Consider the following 8,280-nt stretch of genomic DNA (forward strand, 5'->3'; position numbering starts at 1 on the left):
GGGCGCCGCGGCCGCCGCCGCGAGCCCGATCCGCGCCGGCCCCGCCGACAGCGTGCTCAGCCATCCGCAGATCGCGGCCGCGAGCACCCCGCCGGCCACGCGCCGGACCAGGCCCGGCCCGTCCATCCCCACCCCCGCTGCCGATCCCCCTGATCAGGCAGTCTAGGGCGCGGCCCCCCGCCCACCAGGGAGGCCATGCCGCCCCTGTGTCGGGAACCCCGCGGAGACGGATGGTCGTTATCGTCGTACACCGCACTGGCCCCGGAAAGGCTCCGGGGCCCCTTCACAGGACGGGACGGACGATGAGGTTCCGGGACCGATTCGGGATCCGCAAGCACCGTGGCGCGACGGTGACGAAGCTCGACCGGGAGGCGACCGACTCCGACATCGAGGCCCTGATCGCGTTCGCCCGCGACCGCCGCGGCGTCGAGTTCTTCGTCGAGCCGGAGACCTTCGCCACCGACACCACCGCCGTCGCGGTCGCCCACGACGGCGAGTGGACCCGCCGCCGCGTCGGCTCCCCCAAGGTCATCGGCAAGGTCGCCCGCGACCTCGGCCTGCCGGTCTACGACGTCCAGATCGTCGGCTACCCGCCGCGGATGCGCGCGTGGAACGACCGTAACCGCGACCGCCGCATCGACCCCGGCACCCCGGGCCAGGCCGTCACCCCCTGACCCGCCCGCGCCCCAAGAGCCCGACCGACACCGGCCCGCGTCTCAAAGCATGACGCGCAGAGTTGGCAGCGGACCCGTCACGGCGCTCCTAGCGGGCGGCCCCCGCCCCAGTTGAGGGCACCACGGCTTCATGGCCGTGCAGACCAGCGTGGGCGCCCTGGCTTGGGGCGGCGGCGGGCCCGAGGGGCGGCCCTAGCCGGTATCGGTCTCGTGGTAGGCCATGGCCAGTTGCTGGGGGGTCATGCTCAGGCGGGCGTTCGCGGGCGGGATGCCGGACGTGATGAGCTCGCGCAGAATGACCGCCATGGAGTAGGCGGGATCGGCCGCGAGGGCCCGCTCGACGGCGATGCCGGCCAGGCCGCCGTCTCCCCCGCTGTAGGCCGCGAAGGCGAGGAGGGACGCCGGGGCGGCGGCGTAGTCCTCCTCGACGCGCCGGACGATGTCGCGCCAGAACTCGATGTCGGCGGCCGGGTCGTCGCCGTCGATGCGGATCCACGCCTCGTCGCGGACGCGGATCTCAGTGAGGAGGAAGCCGAGCCAGGCGACCTCGTCGTCGGTGGGACGGGCGCCGCCGTGGGCGCGGTCGAGCAGGGCCGGGACGAAGACGACGCCCTCCTCGATCGTGCGGGCCTGGAAGGCGGTGCCGGACGTGCGGTCGCGCGCCCAGGCCAGGAAGCGCCGCTCGGCGCGGTCGGTGGCCTCGCGCATGGCCCGGCGCTCCGCGCCCTGGAGGGGCTGCACGGAGCGGGCGAGGTCGGCGCGGCCGGGCAGGACGACGCGTCCCGCGTAGGTGGCCTGGGCGGCGAGGACGCTGGTGCTGCTGTCGTAGCGGACGCCCTCGGGCGGGCAGCAGGCGTCCTGGCAGGTGAGGGACCACCAGCGGCCGTCGGCCACGCGGATCGCCTCGGCGACGACGACGCCGGCGGCGGCCAGCGCGGTGGTCAGGGCGGAGGCGGACGCGGCGACCTCCGGCGGGTCGCCGTAGCCGAGCAGGAGCGCCCGGCGGACCCGGTGGGCGGCCAGGGTGCGGGACGCCCGTTCCGCGTCCTCGGCGGCCGGTAAGTCGAGCCGTACGGCGCAGGTGTGGCCGGGGCCGTCGAAACCGATCACGACGAGGCTGCGGGACGGGTGGAAGCCCAGCAGGTACGGGACGGCGGCGATGGCGTCCTCGGCGGTGCGGATCACGAGTGGTGTCATGGCATCGACACTGGCGGCGGCGCGACGGCCGAGCGCGGAGAACGCCCAACTGTGGATAACATCGGCCCGCCGCGCGCTGTGGCGGCTTCAGGCGGGCCTAGAGCGGTTCTGGGGCGCGGGCGGGTCGTGCGGGCGGTAGCGTTGTGCGGCGTGGCCGCCCCTGATCTGCTGACTGACAGTGATACCCGGATTCCCGACATGGCCTCCTTGCTGGCCGCCGCCGTCGAGGCCGTCGGCGGAGCCGAGCGCCCGGGGCAGGTGGAGATGGCGCGGGCGGTGGAGAAGGCGATCGTCTCGGGCGAGCACGTCGCCGCCCAGGCGGGCACCGGGACGGGCAAGTCGCTGGCCTACCTCGTCCCGGCGATCCGGTACGCGGTGGAGAAGCAGACGACGGTGGTGGTGTCCACCGCGACGATCGCGTTGCAGCGGCAGCTGGTCGACCGCGACCTGCCGCGGCTGGCGGAGGCGCTGGGGCCGCTGCTCGGCACGGAGCTGAAGTTCGCGATCCTCAAGGGGCGCCGCAACTACCTGTGCCTGCACCGCGTGCAGACGGGGGCGCCCGACGAGGAGGAGCCCGGCGAGGGGCTGTTCGACCCGCAGCAGCTCTCGGCGCTCGGGCGGCAGGTGAAGCGGCTGGACGAGTGGGCCGAGGAGACGCGGACCGGTGACCGGGACGAGCTCGTCCCCGGGGTGGGCGAGCAGGCGTGGCGGCAGGTGGCCGTCTCCGCCAGGGAGTGCCTGGGGGCGCAACGGTGCCCGCAGGGGACGGAGTGCTTCGCCGAGCTGGCCCGCGCGCGCGCCGGGGAGTCCCACATCGTGGTGACCAACCATGCGCTGCTGGCGATCGACGCGTTGGAGGAGTTCCAGGTCCTGCCCGAACACGACGTGGTGGTCGTGGACGAGGCGCACGAGCTGGTCGACCGGGTGACGTCGGTGGCGACGGGCGACCTGAGCGCGGTGGCGGTGGAGACCGCGGCACGGCGGTGCGGGCGGCTCATCGAGGAGGGCGTGGCCGACCGGCTCAAGGAGTCCGCGGAGGGCCTCGGCATCCTGCTGGAGGATCTGCCCGCCGGGCGCATGGACGTCCTGCCCCAGGCGCTGGGCACGACCCTCGCCGTGGTGCGGGACGCCGCGCACGCGTGCGTCACGGCCCTCGGGCCCGACAAGAAGGACGGCGACCGAGGCGACATGGCGGCGCGGAAGGCCGCGCGCTCGTCGCTGGAGGACCTGCACGACACCGCCGTGCGGCTGCTGGAGGCGTTCCAGCCGGAGATCGCGCAGCGGTTCGACGTGGTGTGGCTGGAGCGGCCGTTCGTGCCGGACGGCCGGCCGCCGCGCCCGCCGTCGCTGCACGTCGCGCCGATCGGCGTGGGCGGGCTGCTGCGGGGGACGCTGTTCGAGCGGCGGACCGCCGTGCTCACGTCCGCGACGCTGACGCTGGGCGGGTCGTTCGAGCCGCTGGCCCGGCAGTGGGGGCTGCCGCCGCTCGGCGACGGCGCCCCGCGGGACGCCCGGACGGCGGCGGAGGGGCTGGCGCACACGGCGGTCAAGGACGGCGAGGACGACTCGAAGATCGTGTGGTCCGGGCTGGACGTGGGCTCGCCCTTCGACCACCCGAAGGCGGGCATCCTGTACGTCGCCCGGCATCTGCCCCAGCCGGGGCGCGACGGGCTCGCCGACGCCTGCCTGACCGAGATCACCGAGCTGATCGAGGCGGCGGGCGGGCGGACGCTCGGGCTGTTCTCCTCGATGCGCGCGGCGCGGCAGGCCGCCGACGAGCTGAAGGACCATCTGACGCATCCGCTGCTGTGCCAGGGCGAGGACTCCACGTCCCAGCTGGTCAAGCGGTTCGCCGAGGACGAACGGACCTGTCTGTTCGGGACACTGTCGCTCTGGCAGGGCGTGGACGTCCCGGGTCCATCGCTGCAGCTCGTGATCATGGACCGCATCCCGTTCCCCCGCCCGGACGACCCGGTGTCGTCGGCGCGGGCGAGGGCGGTGGCGGCGCGGGGCGGCAACGGGTTCATGGCCGTCTCGGCGACGCACGCCGCGCTGCTGCTGGCCCAGGGCGCGGGGCGGCTGCTGCGGTCGATGGACGACCGGGGCGTCGTGGCCGTCCTCGATCCGCGGCTGGCCACCGCCCGGTACGGCGGGTTCCTCAAGGAGTCGCTGCCGCCGTTCTGGGCCACGACGGACCCGGACGTGGTGCGCGGCGCCCTGCGCCGCCTCGACGCCTCCGCCTCCTAGGAGACCGGCACCGGAGCCGGGGCCTCCCGGCGGATCCGGCGGTGCGCCAGCTCCGCCAGGACGAGACCGGTCAGGATGAACACGGCGCCGACGAGGCCGAGCCGGTGGGCGCCGACGACCGCGATGCCCGCCGCGCCGATCACGCCGGAGAGCGAGACTCCGACGTAGACGGTGGCGGCGTTGAGGGCGGTGAGCAGCGGCGCCGTCGCCGGGGAGATGCCGATGAGCCGATGCGCGGACGGCACGAGCAGGCCCCAGCCGCACACGCCCCACACGACCAGGGCGAGCGCGGCGGTGAGCAGGGTGCGGCTCGTCCAGGGCAGGAGCGCGAAGTCGAGCGCGGCGACGGCGGCGAGGACGTTGATGACGCGCCGGTCGCCGAACCGGTCGGTGATCGCGCCCGCGCCGAGGTTGCCGGCGGTGGCGGCGACGCCCCAGACGAACAGGAGCGCGGCCAGGGTGGCGCCGTCGCCGTCGGTGGCGCGGTCGAAGCTCGCGCTGATGTAGCTGTAGACGGCGTACAGGCCGGTGAAGACGCCGAGGACGGCGCCGAGGCTCAGGGTGACGCGGGCGTCGGCGAGGGGGGCGAGGCGCCGCCGCAGCGGCACGGGCGGCGGGACGGGGACGGGCGGCAGGAGCACGGCGACGCCGGCGAAGGCGAGCGCGCCGAGGGCCGTGACGAACAGCATCGTGACGCGCCAGTCCCCCGCCGAGCCGAGGACGGTGCCGATGGGCGCCCCGAGGGCGGTGGCGGCGCTGAGCCCGGCCATGACGATGGAGATGGCGCGGCCGCGCCTGTCGGGCGGCGCGATCTGCGCGGCGACGGCCGTGCCGATGGGGGTGAACATGGCGCCGCCGAGGCCGGCCACGACGCGGGAGGCGAGGACGAGGCCGTAGGCGGGCAGCAGCGCGGTCGCGAGGTTGCCGGCGCAGAAGACGGCGAGGCCGGTCAGCAGGACGCGGCGGCGCGGCCAGCGGGCGGTGGCGGCGGCCATGACCGGGCCGAACAGGGCGTAGGCGAGGGCGTAGGCGGTGATGAGCTGCCCGGCGGCCGACCGGCTCACCTCGAGCGAATCGGCGATCTCGGGGAGGATGCCGGCCACGACGAAGCTGTCGGTGCCGATCGCGAACGTGCCCAGGGCGAGCACGATGAGGGGTCGGTACATCTCGTCTCCGATTGTAACTAGATTTGTTACATCAAGGTCGTGAAAGGAGGCCGGCACAGGGCCGGCCTTGAACTAGAGGGTCAGGCGACCGTCTCGGCGAGGACGTCCGCTATCGAGGTCTTCGCCAGTTCGCCGCGGACGGAATCCTCCACGCCGTCGTACACGTGGCGCAGTACGGGCTGGATGCCCCGCCCGACCGGGCACTCCTGGTTCGGGGTGCCGTGATGGAGGGCGAAGAGGGCGTCCTCCTCCACGGCCTGGTACACCTCCAGCAGGGTGATGTCCTTCGGCGCGCGCGCGAGCCGCCACCCGGCGCCCTGGCCGCGCTGGACGTCGACCAGTCCCGCGTCGCGCAGCCGTCCGAGCGTCCTCCTGATGACGACCGCGTTCGTGTTGACGCTCGCGGCGACCTGGTCGGACGTGACGACGTCCCGGCCGTGGCGATGCGCGAGCGACATCCACGTGAGCACGTGCACGCCGACCGTCAGCCTGCTGTTGGCGCCGATGTCCGCCTCCCTTCCGTCGCAACCGACTTTGTTACATCAAGGGGGCGGCCGTCAAGCCGGGGCACCCGCCGGGAAACGGGAGGGCTCAGCGCCGGTAGGCGGCCAGGTGCTCGCCGATACGGCCGACGGCCTCCTCGAGGTCGTCGGCGTACTGGAGGGTGACCACGCGGAAGTGGTCGGTGGCGGACCAGTTGAACCCGGTCCCCTGCACGATGAGGATCTTCTGCTTCTCCAGCAGGTCGAGGGCGAAGCGCATGTCGTCCTCGATCGGGTACATCCCGGGGTCGAGCCGCGGGAAGACGTACAGGGCGCCGCTCGGCCGGACGCAGCTCACGCCGGGCAGCTCGTTGAGCAGCTTCCACGCGCGGTCGCGCTGCTCGCCGAGCCGGCCGGTCGGCAGGACGAGCTCGTCGATGCTCTGGTGGCCGCCGAGCGCCGCCTGGATCGCGTGCTGGCCGGGGACGTTCGGGCAGAGCCGCATGTTGGCGAGGATGTCCAGGCCCTCGACGTAGGACTCGGCGTGCTCCTTCGGGCCGGACAGGACGACCCAGCCGGCGCGGAACCCGGCGACGCGGTAGTTCTTGGACAGCCCGCCGAAGGTGAGGCACAGCAGGTCGGGCGCCAGCGAGGCGATCGGGACGTGCTCGGCGTCGTCGTAGAGGATCCGGTCGTAGATCTCGTCCGCGAAGATGATCAGGTTGCGGCGGCGGGCGACCTCGACGATCCGGGCCAGCACCTCGCGGGAGTAGACGGCGCCGGTCGGGTTGTTCGGATTGATGATCACCAGCGCCCGGGTGCGGTCACCGATCTTGGCCTCGATGTCGTCGAGGCTCGGCTCCCAGCCGGCGTCCTCGTCGCACAGGTAGTGGACGGGCGTGCCCCCGCACAGCGACACCGACGCCGTCCACAGCGGGTAGTCGGGCGCCGGGATGAGGACCTCGTCGCCGTCGTTGAGCAGCGCCTGCAGGGTCATGACGATCAGCTCGGACACGCCGTTGCCGAGGTAGACGTCCTCGACGTCCACCCCCTCGACGCCGTCCTCCTCGAACCGCTGCACGACGGCGCGGCGGGCGGGCAGGATGCCCTTGGAGTCGCTGTAGCCGTGCGCCGCCGGCAGGTTGCGGATCATGTCCTGCAGAAGCTCCGGCGGCGCCTCGAAACCGAAGGGGGCCGGGTTGCCGATGTGCAGCTTGAGGATCTTGTTCCCCTCGGCCTCCAGCTGCTTGGCGCGCTTCAGCACCGGACCGCGGATGTCGTAACAGACGTTGGAGAGTTTGCCCGACTGGTTGACCTGCATGGACACACCTTATCCGCGGGTTCGCGGGTGATGTCCGGTGCCCCGGCCGCCGCCCGGCGGCGGCCGCCGGGCCTCAGGGCGCGGAGATCGCCGACAGGATCGCCAGCCGGGCGGCGCGGCGCGCCGGGCGGACGGCGGCGAGCGCGCCCGCCCCCGCGCCGACCAGCGCGATCACCGCCACCTGGAGGGCGGACGGGGCGAACGGGTTGCCGAGCGCGGCGCCGAGCCCCCAGCCGAGGAACAGGCCGAGGCCGAGGCCGCCGCCGGTGCCGAACAGCGCGACGATCACCGACTCCCAGCGGACCATCGACCTGATCTGCGGCCGGGTCGCGCCGACGGCGCGCAGCAGCCCGAGCTCGCGGGTCCGCTCGTGCACCGACAGCGACAGGGTGTTGGCGATGCCGAGCAGCGCGATCACGATCGCCAGGAGCAGCATCCCGTAGACGACGGCGATGAAGCCGTTCATGTCCTCGCTCTGCCGGGCGATGAAGCCGTCGCGGGTCTCCACGGCGGGCGCCCCGTACGGCCGGGCCAGCGCCGTGAGGGCCCGCCGGGCGGCCGCGGCCGACGCGCCGGGCCGCAGTTCGACGAACGCCATGATGTCGAGCGGCTGGCGGGTGTGGGCGTTCCAGGCCGTCCGGGGGACGAGGTAGTCGCCGACCAGGTCGGCCCGCCGGTAGACGGCGCCGATGGCGAACGTCCCCGCGGTGCCGTCGGCGAACTGGACGCCGACCCGCGACCCGGCCCGCCAGCCCCGGTCGCGCGCGACCCGCTCCGACACGGCGAAGACGCCGGGGCCGGTGAGACCGCCCTCCGCGACGTCCAGCCGCAGCACCCGCGCGATGCCGGCCGGGTCGCCGACGCTGACGGACGTGGCGCGCCCGTCCACCCGCATGTGCCCGGTGCCGATCCCGGCGGCGGCGCTCACCTGGGGCAGCCGGGCGGCCGCCTGCGCGAGGGCGGTGCTGAACCCGCCGGTCTCGTTGCCGCCCCCGTCCACCACGATCGGGCCCTTGAACGACCCGGAGACGCCGTCCTGGAGCGAGGCGCGCAGGGAGCCGGTGAAGACCGTCAGCAGCGTGACGACCCCGACGCCGATCATCAGCGCGGTCGCCGCGCCCGCGGTGCGCCGCGGGCTGCGGGCGGCGTTGTCGCGGGCGAGCGTCCCGGCGACGCCGCGCAGCCGCGCGGCG

General features: G+C 74.3%; 7 protein-coding genes. 2 read left to right on the forward strand and 5 right to left on the reverse strand.

Annotation, left to right across the window (positions count from 1 at the left end; all coding sequences use genetic code 11):
• Positions 1-302: 302 nt before the first annotated feature.
• The gene (locus E1291_RS35750) at positions 303-674 is read left to right on the forward strand and encodes a hypothetical protein (RefSeq protein ID WP_131742485.1); all 372 of its coding nucleotides are present in this window, start codon (positions 303-305) and stop codon (positions 672-674) included.
• A gap of 192 nt (positions 675-866) precedes the next feature.
• Here E1291_RS35750 and E1291_RS35755 read toward each other — a convergent pair whose 3' ends face one another.
• The gene (locus E1291_RS35755; RefSeq protein ID WP_131742486.1) at positions 867-1,871 is read right to left on the reverse strand and encodes a DUF4192 domain-containing protein; all 1,005 of its coding nucleotides are present in this window, start codon (positions 1,869-1,871) and stop codon (positions 867-869) included.
• A 198-nt stretch (positions 1,872-2,069) separates the two neighbouring features.
• Here E1291_RS35755 and E1291_RS35760 point away from each other — a divergent pair, with 198 nt between their 5' ends.
• Entirely contained in the window at positions 2,070-4,118 is a 2,049-nt protein-coding gene (locus tag E1291_RS35760) for an ATP-dependent DNA helicase (protein WP_207401118.1), read from the forward strand.
• Here E1291_RS35760 and E1291_RS35765 read toward each other — a convergent pair.
• The 4 genes from E1291_RS35765 to E1291_RS35780 all read right to left on the reverse strand — a co-directional run.
• Complete coding sequence (locus E1291_RS35765) at positions 4,115-5,284, reverse strand: MFS transporter (RefSeq protein WP_131742487.1); 1,170 nt, start codon at positions 5,282-5,284, stop codon at positions 4,115-4,117. The two genes, E1291_RS35760 and E1291_RS35765, sit on opposite strands and share 4 nt — an antisense overlap.
• A gap of 80 nt (positions 5,285-5,364) precedes the next feature.
• Positions 5,365-5,790, reverse strand: a complete 426-nt coding sequence (locus tag E1291_RS35770) for an Rrf2 family transcriptional regulator (RefSeq protein WP_131742488.1) — start codon at positions 5,788-5,790, stop codon at positions 5,365-5,367.
• Positions 5,791-5,875: 85 nt separating this feature from the next.
• Complete coding sequence (locus tag E1291_RS35775) at positions 5,876-7,087, reverse strand: pyridoxal phosphate-dependent aminotransferase (RefSeq protein ID WP_131742489.1); 1,212 nt, start codon at positions 7,085-7,087, stop codon at positions 5,876-5,878.
• A gap of 73 nt (positions 7,088-7,160) precedes the next feature.
• The coding region (locus tag E1291_RS35780) for an FtsX-like permease family protein (RefSeq protein WP_131742490.1) at positions 7,161-8,280 on the reverse strand (1,120 nt) is incomplete at its 5' end.

The organism is Actinomadura roseirufa (genome assembly GCF_900659635.1).
Classification (GTDB): Bacteria; Actinomycetota; Actinomycetes; order Streptosporangiales; family Streptosporangiaceae; genus Spirillospora; species Spirillospora roseirufa.